This window comes from Streptomyces lanatus, from assembly GCF_014655715.1.
In the GTDB taxonomy this organism is placed as follows: domain Bacteria; phylum Actinomycetota; class Actinomycetes; order Streptomycetales; family Streptomycetaceae; genus Streptomyces; species Streptomyces lanatus.
Genome location: NZ_BNBM01000007.1, coordinates 112626 through 126122 on the forward strand (window position 1 = coordinate 112626; position 13497 = coordinate 126122).

10 protein-coding genes are annotated in these 13497 nt (G+C 72.2%); 4 read left to right on the forward strand and 6 right to left on the reverse strand.

The features are described 5' to 3' along the window. Window positions 1-22: 22 nt before the first annotated feature. Both afsK and IE325_RS20180 read left to right on the forward strand, forming a co-directional pair. Complete coding sequence (afsK, locus tag IE325_RS20175) at window positions 23-2377, forward strand: protein serine/threonine kinase AfsK (protein WP_190071355.1); 2355 nt, start codon at window positions 23-25, stop codon at window positions 2375-2377. A 180-nt stretch (window positions 2378-2557) separates the two neighbouring features. Then, entirely contained in the window at window positions 2558-3067 is a 510-nt protein-coding gene (locus IE325_RS20180; protein WP_190071356.1) for a hypothetical protein, read from the forward strand. A gap of 1 nt (window position 3068) precedes the next feature. Here IE325_RS20180 and IE325_RS20185 read toward each other — a convergent pair whose 3' ends face one another. From IE325_RS20185 to IE325_RS20195, 3 genes are read right to left on the reverse strand one after another with little or no spacing between them, the layout of a single operon-like run. Then, the gene (locus IE325_RS20185; RefSeq protein ID WP_190071357.1) at window positions 3069-3839 is read right to left on the reverse strand and encodes an enoyl-CoA hydratase/isomerase family protein; all 771 of its coding nucleotides are present in this window, start codon (window positions 3837-3839) and stop codon (window positions 3069-3071) included. Continuing rightward, window positions 3836-4252 (reverse strand): Zn-ribbon domain-containing OB-fold protein, encoded by a 417-nt coding sequence (locus tag IE325_RS20190; protein ID WP_190071358.1) that lies wholly within the window; start codon window positions 4250-4252, stop codon window positions 3836-3838. The genes IE325_RS20185 and IE325_RS20190 overlap by 4 nt, the downstream gene beginning before the upstream one ends. Before the next feature lie 15 nt (window positions 4253-4267). Then, window positions 4268-5416 (reverse strand): lipid-transfer protein, encoded by a 1149-nt coding sequence (locus IE325_RS20195; RefSeq protein ID WP_190071359.1) that lies wholly within the window; start codon window positions 5414-5416, stop codon window positions 4268-4270. Window positions 5417-5507: 91 nt separating this feature from the next. Here IE325_RS20195 and IE325_RS20200 point away from each other — a divergent pair, with 91 nt between their 5' ends. After that, on the forward strand, window positions 5508-7082 hold the full coding sequence (locus IE325_RS20200; protein WP_229911894.1) for a FadD3 family acyl-CoA ligase: 1575 nt from the start codon (window positions 5508-5510) through the stop codon (window positions 7080-7082). Here the strand turns inward: IE325_RS20200 and IE325_RS20205 are convergent. From IE325_RS20205 to afsR, 3 genes are all read right to left on the reverse strand, one after another. Then, the gene (locus IE325_RS20205; RefSeq protein WP_229911895.1) at window positions 7079-8434 is read right to left on the reverse strand and encodes an O-antigen ligase family protein; all 1356 of its coding nucleotides are present in this window, start codon (window positions 8432-8434) and stop codon (window positions 7079-7081) included. The two genes, IE325_RS20200 and IE325_RS20205, sit on opposite strands and share 4 nt — an antisense overlap. Window positions 8435-8589: 155 nt before the next feature. Then, window positions 8590-8796, reverse strand: coding sequence for a regulatory protein AfsS (gene afsS / locus IE325_RS20210; protein WP_190071360.1), 207 nt, complete (start codon window positions 8794-8796; stop codon window positions 8590-8592). Window positions 8797-8996: 200 nt separating this feature from the next. Continuing rightward, window positions 8997-11978, reverse strand: a complete 2982-nt coding sequence (gene afsR / locus IE325_RS20215; RefSeq protein WP_190071361.1) for an SARP-family global regulator AfsR — start codon at window positions 11976-11978, stop codon at window positions 8997-8999. Between the two features lie 187 nt (window positions 11979-12165). Here afsR and IE325_RS20220 point away from each other — a divergent pair, with 187 nt between their 5' ends. Beyond that, a complete protein-coding gene (locus tag IE325_RS20220) occupies window positions 12166-13413 on the forward strand; it encodes an amidohydrolase family protein (protein WP_190071362.1) in 1248 nt (415 codons plus the stop codon). Window positions 13414-13497 lie beyond the last annotated feature (84 nt).

Consider the following 13497-nt stretch of genomic DNA (forward strand, 5'->3'; position numbering starts at 1 on the left):
GTACGGGGAGGTGGCAGGCAGAGTGGTGGATCAGCTGACGCAGCACGATCCGCGCAGGATCGGGCCGTTCGAGGTGCTCGGACGACTGGGTGCCGGCGGCATGGGGCTGGTCTATCTCGCGCGCTCGGCTTCGGGCCGGCGCGTGGCGATCAAGACCGTGCGTACGGAGCTCGCCGAGGACCAGCTGTTCCGTGTCCGCTTCACGCGTGAGGTGGAGGCGGCCCGGGCGGTTTCCGGCTTCTACACGGCGGCCGTCGTCGACGCCGACCCGCGTGCGGCCGTGCCGTGGCTGGCCACCGCGTATGTCCCCGCGCCCTCCCTCGAAGAGATAGTGAACGAGTGCGGGCCGATGCCGGCCCAGGCGGTGCGCTGGCTGGCGGCGGGTGTGGCGGAGGCCCTCCAGTCGATCCATGGCGCCGGGCTCGTCCACCGCGACCTGAAGCCGTCCAATGTGCTCGTGGTCGAGGACGGTCCCCGCGTCATCGACTTCGGTATCGCGTCGGGTGTGTCGAACACGCGTTTGACGATGACCAACGTCGCCGTCGGCACCCCCGCCTATATGTCGCCGGAGCAGGCGAAGGACTCCCGCAGCGTGACCGGCGCGAGCGATGTCTTCTCGCTGGGCTCCATGCTGGTGTTCGCCGCCACCGGACACCCCCCGTTCCATGGCGCCAACCCGGTCGAGACGGTCTTCATGCTGCTGCGCGAGGGCCCCGACCTCGAAGGCCTCCCGGACGAGCTGCGTCCGCTGATCGAGTCCCTGATGCAGATGGAGGCCACCGGCCGCCCCAACCCGGCCGACCTCCAGGCCCAGCTGGCCCCGCACCTCTTCGGCTCCGGCTCCGACGACAGCGGTACGGCGTCCGCGTGGCTGCCCGAGCGCGCGGTGAGCCTGATCGAGTCCCGCCGGGGCGGCCGTCCCGCGACCAAGCCCTCCTCGTCGGGCCGCAGCGGGGGCGGCCGTATCGCCCCCGGCCCCGGGCCCGTGCCGCCCCCGCCCTCGCACGACCCGGTGGTCCCGCAGCCCGTCCCGGTCGGCGCCCCCGACACCGGCCCAGTCCGCCTCGCGGGCGCCGCCGTCCCGATCGGCCCCGGCCCCCGGGTCGCCGACGCCCGCGCGGCCGCCATGCAGGCGCCCCCGCCGGAGGCCGGCCTGGTCGCCTCCTGGTCCAAGCCCCGCCCCGGCGTCAACGGCGCCGACCCCGCCGTCAGCCCCGCCGTGCCGCCCGTGCCGCCGGAGACCGCGTCCGGCTGGCGGCCCTGGCGTTTCCGCATGTCGAACGACGTCTGGGGCACCCCGGCCGTCGACGGCGACCTCGTCTACGTCACCTCCTTCGAGGTGCACGCCCTTGACGTGGCCACCGGCCGCCGCCGCTTCAAGACGCGGGACGTCGCCTGGTCGATGGCGGTCGCGGACGGCCGTATCCACGCCTCCGACGGCCCCACCCTGTTCGCCCTGGAATGCAGGGAGGGCGGCGATCTGTGGCGGCTCCAGACGGACGCCTGGGTCTACTCCCTCAAGGCCGAGCGCGGCACCGTCGTCACCGGCACCCGCGGCGGCGGCGTCCAGGCCTGGGAGGCGTCCAACGGCCAGAAGCTCTGGGAGATCACCGGCGCCCAGACCGACTTCGAGTCCCCGGAAGCCGGCCCCGCGCTGTACGACGGCACCGTGTACGTCTGGCAGGACGCCCGTCTGAAGGCCCTGGACGCCCGGACCGGCGACGAGCGCTGGTCGTACCCGATCGGGGACGCCGCGTCCTGCGGCGGGGTGCCGGTGCGGGTGGCGCAGGCCCACGACGGCTATGTGTACGTCTCGGCCGGCACGCGTGTGCTCGCGCTCGACGTCATGAGCGGCCACGTCCGCTGGCACTTCGAGGCCCCCGCGGTCTTCCTGTGTCCGCCGACCTTCGTGCCGGGCCCCGCGGTGACCGGCGGCGGTGTGTACCTCGCCGACTACCTCGGCACGGTGTACGCCCTCGACGCCACCGACGGCCGCGACCGCTGGCGCATCGCCACCGAGTCCCGTTCCTCGATCGAGCCGGTGCTGGTGGCCGGGGGCCATGTGCACGTCGGCAGCGGCAAGGGCCTGTACACGCTGGACGCGGTCACCGGGACGCCGAAGTGGCGCTTCCAGGCGGGCGGCGACGTCGTGGGCGCCCCGGCGGTCGCCGAGGGCCGGATCCACTTCGGCTCCACCGACCATCTGCTGTACACCCTGAAGGCCGATGACGGCCGACTGAGATGGAAGCTCGCCACGGGCGGCGAGATCACCGGCTCCCCGGTGGTGAAGGACGGGGTGGTGTACGCGTGCAGCAAGGACCGGTGCGTCTACGCGCTGGACGCGGAGAAGGGCACGGGAACGGCACGGACCGCCTAGCCGGAGCTGTGTGACGGCCGTCGTGCCGGTGCACGGAAGGGATCCGGACGGCGGCCGTCCCAGGGGAACGGTCATCTTCACCGCTCTTACACGAGACGCTACGCCGGGTGAGCGCTTACCGCCATGTGACCGCTGCTAGCGTGACGTGTTCACGATCACGACACCGGGGGATGAAACACCGTGAAGCTTCGCCATGTCCGCGCTGTGGCCGTTTTCGCCTGCGTGGTGATCGCCCTGACCGGAGCCCGCCGCTCACACGGGGGCGGGTGCGACGACAGCTCGAACTCCAGCGGCTCGTCGAGCAGTTCGGGCGGCAGCACGCATCACTACGACGACGATGACGACTACGGCACCGGCTCGACGTCGGGCGGCGGCTCGACCTCGACCGCGTCCGCGGAACCCACCGCCGACGTGCGGATCACCAGCTGTGTGTACGACCCGAGCCGGGGCATCGTCGCCCGGGTCGAGGCCACCAACAGCAACACCTTCACCACCTACACCTACGAGTTCGGCGTGGCCTTCGAGGACCCCGACGGCGCGCCCGTGCGCACCAGTTCGTCCGCCATCCCGTATGTCGATGCCGGCGCCACCGAGACCCTCGACGTGGCCGCCTCCTATGTCGCCGACTCGGGCGAGAACACCAGCGGTGTCACCTGCACCCTGGAGAACGTGACCCGCGAGGCGCAGTAGCTCAGCGCAGCCGGTGATCGCGGCGCCGCGCCCGGAAGAGTTCCTCCTGCCGCTCGTCCGGCAGGTTCCCGAGCGCGATCAGGTGCGGCGCCTGCGCGAAAGCCCGGTCCAGGGCGGCCTCCTTGGCCGCCCACAGCGCCCGTACCGTCCCCTCCACCCCCTCCGCCGGATACCCGGCGAGGACGCCGGCGCAATCCACGGCGGCGGCCAGCGCCCGCCCCGGCTCGGTGACTTCGGAGACCAGCCCGATCTCGTACGCCCGCCGCGCCGACAGCCGCTCCGCGCTTCCCATCAGTGCCATCCGCGCGGCCTCCCCGTACGGCATCCGCAGCGCCATCAGCATCGACTCGTAGGCGCTGACCATGCCGTAGGTGGTGTGCGGGTCGAAGAAGGCGGCGGTCGGGTCGGCGACGAGGAAGTCCGCCTCGCCGAGGAGGTAGAAGGCGCCGCCGCAGGCCATGCCCGTCACGGCGGCGACGACCGGCTTCCACAGGTCGTTGGACTTCGGCCCGACCCGCAGCAGCGGATCGTCCTGCATGTACGGCGAGTTGGGCTGGGGGACCAGGGCCTCCCGGTCGAGCCCCGTGCAGAACGCCCGCTCCCCGGCACCGGTGAGCACCACGGCCCGTACGGCATCGTCGAACCTCAACTCTCGCCACGCGGCGATGAGTTCGTCCCGCATCGCGAGGTCGATGGCGTTGAGGCGTTCGGGCCGGTCGAGGGTGACGACGGCGACGCCGGTGTCCTTGTCGGCGGTGACGGTGAGGCTCATGGCCGCTCCAGGACCCACTGCGGGAGCCCGGTGCCGCCGAAGACGGCCTGGACCTTGGCGCCGATGCGGATCCGGTCCGGGGGCAGGGAGTTCAGGGGCGCGCCGGGGCCGGTGACGAGGTTGCCGACCAGGCGGATGCGGGGTGCGTCGGCGAGTTCGACGACGATGACGTTGTACGGGGCCTGCGCGGCGTACTCGGGCAGCAGGGGCGGATGCGGGACGACGTACGACCAGATCCGGCCGTGGCCGGAGACCCTGCGCCACTCGCTCGCGAAGGACTGGCAGTGCGGGCAGCAGGGGCGGGGCGGGAAGCGGGGTTCGGCGCAGTCGGCGCAGGTCTGGACGCGGAGTTCGCCCTGCGCGGCGTACTGCCAGAAGGGGGCGCCGTCGGGGTCGGTGACGGGGGAGAGCATCCGTGGATCAACTCCTCAGTTTCGCAGCAGCAGCGCGGAGGTGGGGACGCCTTCGCCGGCGGTGACGAGGCAGGTCGCGGCGCCGGGGACCTGGGCGGTGCCGGTGCCGCGCAGCTGCCGTACGCCTTCGTTGATGAGGTTGAAGCCGTGGACGTAGGCCTCGCTGAGCCCGCCGCCGCCGGTGTTCAGCGGCAGCCGCCCGCCGATCTCCAGGGCGCCCTGCTCGGTGAACGCCCCGCCCTCGCCCCGTCCGCAGAAGCCGTAGCCCTCCAGGGAGAGCGGTATGAGCGCGGTGAACGCGTCGTAGATCTGGGCGACGTCCACGTCCTGCGGGGTGAGGTCGGCGTGCTTCCACAGATGCCGGGCGGCGGTCCAGGCCGGGCCGGTGAGCGGGTCGTCGTTCCAGTAGTTGACCATGCCGTGGTGCTGGGCGGGCAGGCCCTGGGCGGCGGAGTGGACGTAGACGGGGCGCCATCGGCAGTCGCGGGCCCGCTCCCGGCTCACGACCACGCACGCCAGCGCCCCGTCCGTCTCCAGGCAGTTGTCGAAGAGGCAGAGCGGTTCGCTGATCCAGCGGGAGGTCATGTACATCTCGCGGGTCAGGGGACGCTCGTACATGATCGCGGCCGGGTTCTGGTTGGCGCGGTTGCGGCAGGCGAGGGCGACGTTGAAGAGGTGGTCGCGGGTCGCGCCGTACTCGTGCATATAGCGGCGGGTGAGCATGGCGATCTCGTCGACGGGGCGCAGCAGGCCGTACGGCCTGGTCCACTGGGCCGGGGTGGGGAGCTGGGCCGTGGTGTTGCGCCAGGGGCGGGGCCCGCTCCCCCTCTTCCTCGACCGCCAGGCGACGCCGACCGACGCCTGCCCGGCGGCGATGGCGGCGGCCAGATGCGCGACGGTGGCACACGAACCGCCGCCCCCGTAGCCGACCTTGCTGAAGAAGGTGAGGTCGCCGAGGCCGACAGCCTTCGCCAGCTCGACCTCGTCGGTCTCCTCCATGGTGTAGCTGGCCAGGGCGTCGACCTCGCCCGGGGCGATCCCGGCGTCGTCGAGGGCGGCGAGGACGGCACGGCAGGCGAGGGTCCGCTCGTCCTCGGGGAGGTGCTTGGCGAAGGGGGTCTGTCCGATGCCGACGATCGCGGTGGCGTCCTTGAGTCCGGCCATGTGCGCACCTCCGCATGCTGAAGCGGCTGCTGACAGGGCGTCAGGCTACAGCTAATCTGACGGACAGTCAGCTAGTGGTCTGGAGGCTGTTGTGCGCGGTGACTTGGAGTGGGGCAGCATTCCGGAACTCGTGCGGTCCGCGGCCGAGCGGTACGCGGACGCCGAGGCGGTGGTGGACGGCCGCACCCGGATCTCGTACGCCGAACTGGGCGCCCGCGTCGAGCGCTCGACGGCGGCCTGTGTGGCCAACGGCATCGCGCCGGGCGACCGGGTCGCGATCTGGGCCCCGAACACCCTGGACTGGATCGTGGCGGCACTGGGCGCGGTGTCGGCCGGGGCGGTGCTGGTGCCGCTGAACACCCGCTTCAAGGGCGGTGAGGCGGCCGATGTGCTGCGCAGGAGCGGGGCGCGGCTGCTGTTCGTGACGGGCACGTTCCTGGGGACGTCGTATGTGGCGTCGCTGCGGCGGGCGGTCGCGGAGGGGCCCGGCCTGCCGGACCTGGAGCAGGTGGTGGTGCTGTCGGACGACGCCCCCGCGGACTACCGCACCTGGAAGGACTTCCTGGCCAGCGGCGACGGGGTGGACGCGACGGAGGTACGGGCGGTCTCGGCGGCCGTGTCCGGCTCCTGGGCCTCGGACATCGTCTTCACGTCCGGGACGACGGGCCGCCCCAAGGGCGCGGTGATCACCCACGCGCAGACCTTGCGGGCGTACGAGGTGTGGAGCGACCTGGCGGGCCTGCGCCAGGGCGACCGCTACCTCATCGTGAACCCCTTCTTCCACACCTTCGGCTACAAGGCGGGGGTGATCGCCTGCCTCATGCGGGGCGCGACGATGATCCCGCAGCCGGTGTTCAACGTCGGCACGGCGCTGGCGAACATCGCGGCGGAACGGGTGTCGGTGCTGCCGGGCCCGCCGACCCTGCACCAGTCCCTCCTCGACCACCCGGCGCGGGACACCCACGACCTGTCCGCGCTGCGGCTGGTGGTGACGGGCGCCGCGGTGGTACCGCTGCGACTGGTGGAGCGGCTGCGCGGCGAGCTGGGCGTGGAGACGGTCCTGACGGCATACGGCCTGTCCGAGGCCAGCGGCATCGTCACGATGTGCCGGCGCGGCGACGATCCCACGGTCATCGCGTCGACGTCGGGCCGTGCGATACCCGGCACCGAGGTCCGAGTCGAGGCACCGCCCGGCGAACCCGGCGAGGTCCTGGTCCGCGGCTTCAACGTCATGCGCGGCTACTACGAGGACCCGGCGGCCACGGCCGAGGTGCTGACCGAGGACGGCTGGCTGCGGACGGGAGACGTGGGGGTCCTGGACGACGCGGGCAATCTCCGCATCACCGACCGCATCAAGGACATGTTCATCGTCGGCGGCTTCAACGCCTACCCGGCGGAGATCGAGCAGCTGCTGGGCCTGCATCCCGACGTCGCCGACGTCGCCGTGATCGGCGTACCGGACGCACGGCTCGGGGAGGCCGGGAAGGCGTTCGTGGTGCGGCGGCCGGGGGCCGTGCTGACCGGGGACGACCTGATCGCCTGGGCGCGGCGGGAGATGGCGAACTACAAGGTGCCGCGGGCGGTGGAGTTCGTGACGGAGCTGCCGCGGAACGCCAGCGGGAAGGTGGTGAAGGGGGAGCTGCGGCGCGGGTCGCGCACACCCTAAACCGGTGCGCCGACGCGTTGTTGGCCGTGGCGGGGGCGCTTGAGCTGGGTGGGGACGGTGGCCGGGGAGAGCGACCTCGTCGGGTTCTCCGCCATGACGACCGCCAGCGAGCACCACAGCAGCATGTCGATCCGGTCCAGGTTGGCCGGGTGGTCCATCATGCTCATCAGGAAGAACCCGGTCAGCGCGGCGAGGCCGACCGTGCCGATCACCGACTTGGCGCGGGCCGCCCGGGCCGCCGAGTACAGGGCGATCACGGCGATCGCGGTGACGGCGAGGAGGCCCAGGGGGCCCGCCTCCACCAGCCAGTTGAGCCACAGGTTGTGGGCGTGGACGAAGGTACGGTCGCCGGGCGCGGTCGCGGATATGACGGCGCCGGAACGGCCCAGGCCCACGCCGAGGGGGTTGTCCGCGGCCAGCGACAGCGCCGCCTCCCAGGCCTGGCCCCGCACTCCCAGGGAGTTCCCGGCGCGGGACACGGCCCAGATGGCGCCGGCCGCGGCGAGCAGGGCCAGGGTGCCGAGGGCGGCGAAGAGCCGGCGTCGCGCGCGGTCGGCGAGCCGGGGCGCCAGCCAGTAGGCGCCGGCGAGGACGAGGAGACCGGCGGCACCGGCGACGTACCCGGCGCGCGAGAAGGTGGTCAGCAGGGCGCCGTAGCCGATCACCAGGAGGGTGACGACCGCGGTACGGCCCGTACGCTCGTCCACGCTCACCGCGGCCAGCAGTGCGAACGGCAGGAGCAGCACCAGGAACGCGGCCAGCAGGTTCGGGTTGGAGAAGGTGCCGGTGGCGCGGATGAGGACACCGTCGCCGCCCGCGTCGCAGGCGATGTCGGTGAGCAGCCCGGTGCGGCAGAAGCCGGTCGGGGTCTCGTTGGTGACCTGCGAGAAGGCGTTGGTGGCGGCCGCCGCGACGCCGGTCAGGGCGAGGACGCCGATCGCGCGCCACGACTCGGGCTGGGTGCGGCGGACGGCTACGACCAGGTAGTAGCAGGCGATGACGGTGAGCAGGCCGCGCAACGGGGCCGTGGGTTGTCCGCTGCGGTACGTCGCCACGGCCGACGCGGCGGTCAGCAGCGCGACGGGCAGGTCCAGCCGCGTCCGGAAGTCCCGCAGCCGCGCCCGGGGCCTGCCCCGTACCGGGACGACCAGGGCGACGATCCCGAGGAGCAGCGCGAGCCGCGTCGGCGTGACGATCCCGATGAGCGGGTCGTCCGGGAAGAAGTCCGTGGCCGAGTCCAGCAGCACGACGGCCACCGCGCCCAGCGGGACGAACTGCACGAACTTGACGAGCGCCGACGGCTGTCCGGCGCCCGCCGCCGCGCTCTGCTCGGATGCCATGTCGGATGCCATGACACCCGAGGGTGGCGGCCGGGTGCGACGGGTGGGTGTCGGGAGGGGGAACAGGGCGTCACCGTGGGACGGACACCGCCGTGAACCCTCCGGACACGCCTCGGCCGCGGCGACTCCCCTCCGGGCCGCCGCGGCCGATCCCCGTGCGATGAGGCCTACTTGTCGTTCAGGTCCAGGTTCGCGGGCCCGGCCGGCATGGCGTTGTTGAGCGTGGTGATCTTCTCGTCCGCGGTGGCCGTTTTGGCCGGACCGCTGGGCATCGCGTTGTTCAGCGTGGTGATCTGCTCGTCCGTGGTGGCGGGCTCGCTGGGCATCGCGTTGTTGTCCGTGGAGACGGTCGGGTCCTTCTTCTGCTCGCTCATGGGCTCGTGTCCTCTTCTGGGTCTGTGAATGAGGAACGCCCGTCCGGAAACTCCCCCGAGCACTCCCGGACGGGCGTTCGGAGCCGCACAGTAGTCGTTCGGGCTCCTGGTCCGACCGCCTGCCCCCCGACGCGACGGTCCGACGGATACGAGACTGTCGGTTGGAGATAAACGAACGCTGAACGCCGACGATCCCCAGGTCAGAGGCGCGAGTCCTGGGCCGCCGCGGCCGAGGTGAGCAGCGCGCGCACATCCGCTGCCTCCGCGGCGCCGTGCTGCTCGTACAGGCTCAGCGCCTCGCGCCAGCATGCCCGCGCCCGGTCCGCCTGACCCAGTGCCGCGAGCGAACGCCCCAGCAGCGTCAGGACGTTGCCCCGCATCCGGTCCCCGCCGATGCAGCCCAGCGCGAGCGCTTGTTCGGCATGCTGGGCGGCCTGCGCCGGGCGGCGGTCGGCCGAGTGCACCTCGGCGATGCGGAAGTGGGTGACGCCCTCCCACAGTCGCTGCCGATGGTCGTTGAAGATGCCGAGGGCGTCGGAGAACTGGCTCAGCGCCTCGGCGTGCCGGCCCGCGCGGGTCAGGGCGACGCCCAGCGCGAAGTGGCCGTTGGCGAGGCGCACCGTCCGGCCGATCTCGGTGTGCACGGCGAGACCGTGCTGCGCCATCTCCACGGCCTTCGCGAGGTTGCCCATGCCGAGGTGCGCGCGGGACAGATTGCCCAGGACGGTGGCCTCGAAGGGCCGGTTCCCCGCCGCCCGCAGACCTTCGAGTGCCTGGTCGAAGAACACCTTGCCCTCGGCGAACCGGCCCTCGTGCAGACAGACGAGTCCCCGGTTGTTGGCCACCCAGCTGACGGCGGTGGCGTCCTGCACGCTCCCCGCGAGGTCCAAGGCGACCTGGGCCTCCTGCTCGGCGGGCTGAATGCGTCCGGAGACCAGCAGCACATCGCTGAGCACCGTGCGCGCCCTGCCCTCCGCCCGTTCGTGGCCGGCGGCCCGGGTGGCCTCGCAGGTGGCCCGCGCCGTCATCTCGTACTGATGCGAGTTGGCCCCGGACTCGGTCAGGTCCTTCGCGGCCCAGAGCAGATCGACGGCCCGCCGCAGCCGCTCGCTCCCGGCCGCCTGCCGTACGGCGGCCAGCAGTTGCCCGGCCTCCGTGTACAGCCAGTCCAGGGCGGCCGTGCCCTCGGTGAAGCGCAGTCCCGGATAGCGGGTGGGCTCCAGGTCGTCGGTCAGCCGGTCCCCGGGGTGCTCGATCGTGTACACCCGCGCGGTCGTGGCCAGATAGAAGTCCAGCAACCGCGACAGTGCCGCGTCCCGCTCACCCGGCGGCTGTTCGTCCCGCTCCGCACAAGCACGCGCGTAGAGCCGCACCAGATCGTGGTACCGATACCGCCCCGGCGCCGCCGACTCAAGCAACGAGGTGTCGACGAGGGACTCCAGCAGGTCCTCCGTCTCGTCCACCGGCAGGTCCAGCACCGCGGCGGCCGCGGCCAGTGAGATGTCGGGGCCGTCGGCCAGGCCGAGGAGCCGGAAGGCCCGTGCCTGGGCGGGCTCCATGGCGCCGTACCCCAACTCGAAGGTGGCCTTCACGGCGAGGTCCCCGGCCTGGAGTTCGTCCAGCCGGCGCCGCTCGTCCGCGAGCTTCGCCGCCAGTACCGACACCGTCCAGGTGCGGCGGGCCGCGAGGCGGGACGCGGCGATGCGGATGGCCAGCGGCAGGAAGCCGCACGCCGCGACCACGTCCAGGGCCGCCTCCCGCTCGGACGCCACCCGCTCCTCGCCCACGATCTTCGTGAACAGCGACAGCGCCTCGTCGGGGGACATCACATCCAGGTCCACCAGATGGGCCCCGGCGAGATCCACCATCCGCACCCGGGACGTCACCAGCGCCGCACAGCCCTCCATGCCCGGCAGCAACGGCCGTACCTGCGCCGCGTCCTTGGCGTTGTCCAGGAGGACCAGGACCCGCCGACCGTCGAGGATCGAGCGGTAGAGCGCGGCCCGTTCCTCCAGCGAGTCCGGGATCGCCGAGTCCGCCGTCCCGAGGGCGCGCAGGAACGAGCCCAGCACCGTCTCCGGCTCGGCGGCGCGCGGGCCCGCGCCCTGGAGATCGACGTAGAGCTGGCCGTCCGGGAAGACCGAGCGCGCCTGGTGGGCGACATGCACCGCGAGCGTCGTCTTGCCCACGCCGCCGATACCCGCCAGCGCCGACACCGCCATCACCCGGCCCTCCGCCGAGGAGAGGACCTCGCTGAGCTCCGAGACGAAGGAGGCGCGGCCGGTGAAGTCGGGGACGGTGGCGGGGAGTTGGGCGGGACGCACCGGGGTCGCCGTCGGCTCGGCGGTCGGGGCGGACGGTTCCGCGAGGGCCGGGTCGGCCTGGAGGATGCGCTGCTGGAGCTCGCTCAGGCCGGGGCGGGGGTCCACGCCGAGCTCGTCGGCGAGGAGGCGCCGGGTGTCGGCGTAGACCGCCAGCGCCTCCGCCTGCCGGCCGCTGCGGTACAGGGCGAGCATCAGCAGCTCCCGCAGCCGCTCGCGCAGCGGATGCTCGGCCGTCAGGGCCGTCAGCTCCGAGACCGCCTCCGCATGGCAGCCCTGCTCAAGGTCCATGTCGAGCCGGGATTCGAGGAGCTGGAGCCGCCATTCCTCCAGCCGGACCCGCTGAGCCTCGGCGTATGGCCCGGGGACGCCTGCCAGCACTTCCCCGTCCCACAGCGCCAGCGCCCGCGCCAGCACCTCCCGCGCATGGCACAGATCCCCGGCGCTTCGCGCCTTCTCCGCTTCCGTGGCGAGTTCCTGTGCCGCCGCCAGGTCCAGCGCGCCCTCGGCCAGGCCCCGCACCGCGTAGCCGCCGGACTCGCTCACCAGGGCGCCGGAATCCAGTACCTTGCGCAGCCGGGAGGCATACGTCCGCAGCGCCGCCAGCGCCTGCGAGGGCGGCTCCTCGCCCCACAGGGCGTCGATGAGCTCCGCCGCGGTCGCCGTACGGCCCTCGCGCAGCAGCAGGGCGGCGAGCAGGGCGCGTTGCTGGGGGGAGCCGGTCGGGAGCTGCTCCTCGCCCCGCCACGCGCGTACCGGACCGAGCACGCCGAATCGCAGCGCCGCCGCCTGCTCCGACCCGTCCGTCTCGGAGCCGGAGCCGGGACGCCTCTGCTCCGGCACTTGCGGTACCCCGCCCATCGCAGTCCCCCTAGGACCTGTTTACATCCCCGCCAGTTTGCCTTGTTCATGGCAGATGCGTCAGCTGTGGAGGGGGTGATCACAGCCAGGCGCGCTGGATATCACAAGGCCCTCACGTGCTCTCCGCACAGTTACGGTCACCTCCGCGTAGCTGACGGACCGTCAGATCGGCGCTACCGTGGCGGACATGGACACCGAGACCACGTTTCCCCTGATCATCTCCGTCGACGACCACACGGTGGAGCCGCCGACGGTGTGGCAGGACCGGCTTCCGAAGAAGTACCTGGACGTCGGTCCGCGCATAGTCCGGGCGCCGCTGAAGGAGATGACCTTCCTGGGCGGCCGGTTCAAGCCCGTCATGGGCCGCCAGGGCGACGACGGCCCGATCGGCGACTGGTGGGTGTACGAGGATCTGCAACGCCCCCTCACCCGCCTCGACACCGCCGTCGGCTACGACAGGGACGAGATCAAGCTCGAGGTCATCACCTACGAGCAGATGCGCAAGGGGTCGTACGACGTCCCCGCGCGCCTCGCCGACATGGACGTCAACCACGTCCAGTCGGCCCTCTGCTTCCCGACCTTCCCGCGCTTCTGCGGCCAGACCTTCACCGAGGCCGCCGACCACGAGCTGGGGCTGCTGGGCGTCCAGGCCTACAACGACTGGATGGTGGAGGAGTGGTGCGGCCCGGACGCGCGAGGGCGGCTGATCCCGCTGACCCTCATCCCCCTCTGGGACGCCGAGCTGGCCGCCGCCGAGGTCCGCCGCAACGCCGCACGCGGCGTGCGCGCCGTCGCCTTCTCCGAGATACCCCCGCACCTCGGTCTCCCCTCCGTCCACACCGACGCCTGGGACCCCTTCCTCGCCGCCTGCGACGAGACCGGCACGGTGGTCGCCATGCACATCGGCTCCAGCAGCCGTATGCCTTCGACCTCCGCCGACGCACCGCCCGCCGTCGGTTCCACCATCACCTTCGCCAACTGCTGCTTCTCGATGGTCGACTGGCTGATGAGCGGCAAGTTCGAGCGCTTCCCCAACCTCAAGGTCATGTACGCCGAAGGGCAGATCGGCTGGATCCCGTACATCCTGGAGCGCGCCGATGTGGTGTGGGAGGAGAACCGGGGGTGGGGCGGCGTCGCCGACAAGGTGCACCGGCCGCCGTCCGAGCTGTTCGCCGATCATGTATACGGCTGCTTCTTCGACGACGCCTTCGGGCTCAGGAACCTGGACGCGATAGGCGTAGGGAACGTCCTCTATGAGACCGACTACCCCCACTCCGACTCGACCTGGCCGAAGTCCCGCGAGGTCGGCGAGGCGCAGATGGGGCATCTGGACCCCGAGGTCGTCGAGCGGATCGTACGCGGCAACGCGATCGACCTGCTGGGGCTGACCCCGGACGGCCGCTGGGACGGCGGCGGCACGGTGAACCCCTCGTAAAAGATCCATGTAAAGGATCCACGTACCGGATCCGCCCACGGTAATCGAACCGCAATCAAACATGGCTGAACGGAACCCCGACCC

Bases quoted from the DNA above. Each gene is read 5' to 3' on its own strand.
- IE325_RS20185 (WP_190071357.1), bottom strand. From the start codon at position 3,839: ATGAGCCTCACCGTCACCGCCGACAAGGACACCGGCGTCGCCGTCGTC.
- IE325_RS20190 (WP_190071358.1), bottom strand. From the start codon at position 4,252: ATGCTCTCCCCCGTCACCGACCCCGACGGCGCCCCCTTCTGGCAGTAC.
- IE325_RS20195 (WP_190071359.1), bottom strand. From the start codon at position 5,416: ATGGCCGGACTCAAGGACGCCACCGCGATCGTCGGCATCGGACAGACC.
- IE325_RS20205 (WP_229911895.1), bottom strand. From the start codon at position 8,434: ATGGCATCCGACATGGCATCCGAGCAGAGCGCGGCGGCGGGCGCCGGA.
- afsS (WP_190071360.1), bottom strand. From the start codon at position 8,796: ATGAGCGAGCAGAAGAAGGACCCGACCGTCTCCACGGACAACAACGCG.
- afsR (WP_190071361.1), bottom strand. From the start codon at position 11,978: ATGGGCGGGGTACCGCAAGTGCCGGAGCAGAGGCGTCCCGGCTCCGGC.
- IE325_RS20220 (WP_190071362.1), top strand. From the start codon at position 12,166: ATGGACACCGAGACCACGTTTCCCCTGATCATCTCCGTCGACGACCAC.